The 884-nt window shown below is 41.3% G+C and carries 1 protein-coding gene; it reads right to left on the reverse strand.

The window, feature by feature from the left end:
- Positions 1 to 32: 32 nt before the first annotated feature.
- Positions 33 to 884 (reverse strand): IS3 family transposase (locus tag EPB74_RS13360; RefSeq protein ID WP_274904639.1); only part of this gene is annotated, 852 nt, incomplete at its 5' end.

Raw genomic sequence — 884 nt, forward strand, 5'->3', positions numbered from 1 at the left:
TGAACTGACCCCCAAATGTTGGACGGTTTAGTTTACCCCAAGGACTGAGTTCTGTACTGCACAGGACTCAGTCCTTTCAGTTTCATCTGAATACGCTCATTGTTGTAATAATGAATATACTCGTGAATCTGTTGTTCTAAATCCTCAATCGTTTGAGGTTTTTCAATATAAATCGTCTCACACTTAAGTGTCCCGAAGAACCCTTCCATCAGTGCGTTATCTAAGCAGTTGCCTTTTCTGCTCATACTTTGCTTAATACCATGCTGTTTAAGCACCTGTCCAAACTGTCTCATTTGATAATGCCATCCTTGATCAGAGTGCAGCATTAGTGCCTTATCACGACACGCTTTAGTCTTTGCTAAAGCATCATCAAGCATCTTACTAACTAAGTCATAGGTTGGGCGCCTTGAGAGCGTATAACTGACGATCTCATTGTTATAACAATCGAGTATAGGCGATAAATACAGCTTATTATCACCCACCTTAAACTCAGTAATGTCAGTGAGCCAGCGTTTATGCGGATGACCTGAATAAAACCGGCGCTTTAAATGATTCTTCGCGATTTTACCTTGTTGTCCTTTATAGGAGCGGTACTTCTGACGTCTTATCTTTGCGCTAAGCTTCATTTGACGCATAAGCTTAGCAATGAGCTTATGGTTGTGATGAATCCCTAGATACTTTAACGCGGCCGTGACTCTGCGGTAGCCATACCTGCCTTTATGCTGATGGTAAAGTTCAGTAATTCGCTGTTTTAAATCAGCGTACTTATCGTCACTCTCAAGCTTTGTTCTATGGTAATAAAAGACGCTTTTAGGCAGACATGAGGCTTTAAGTAAGTCAGATAAACAACAGCTATCCCTTAGTGCTTCGATGAGCCTTGCTTT

Origin of the sequence: Psychrobacter sp. DAB_AL62B, from assembly GCF_028895345.1 — a bacterium.
GTDB lineage: Bacteria > Pseudomonadota > Gammaproteobacteria > Pseudomonadales > Moraxellaceae > Psychrobacter.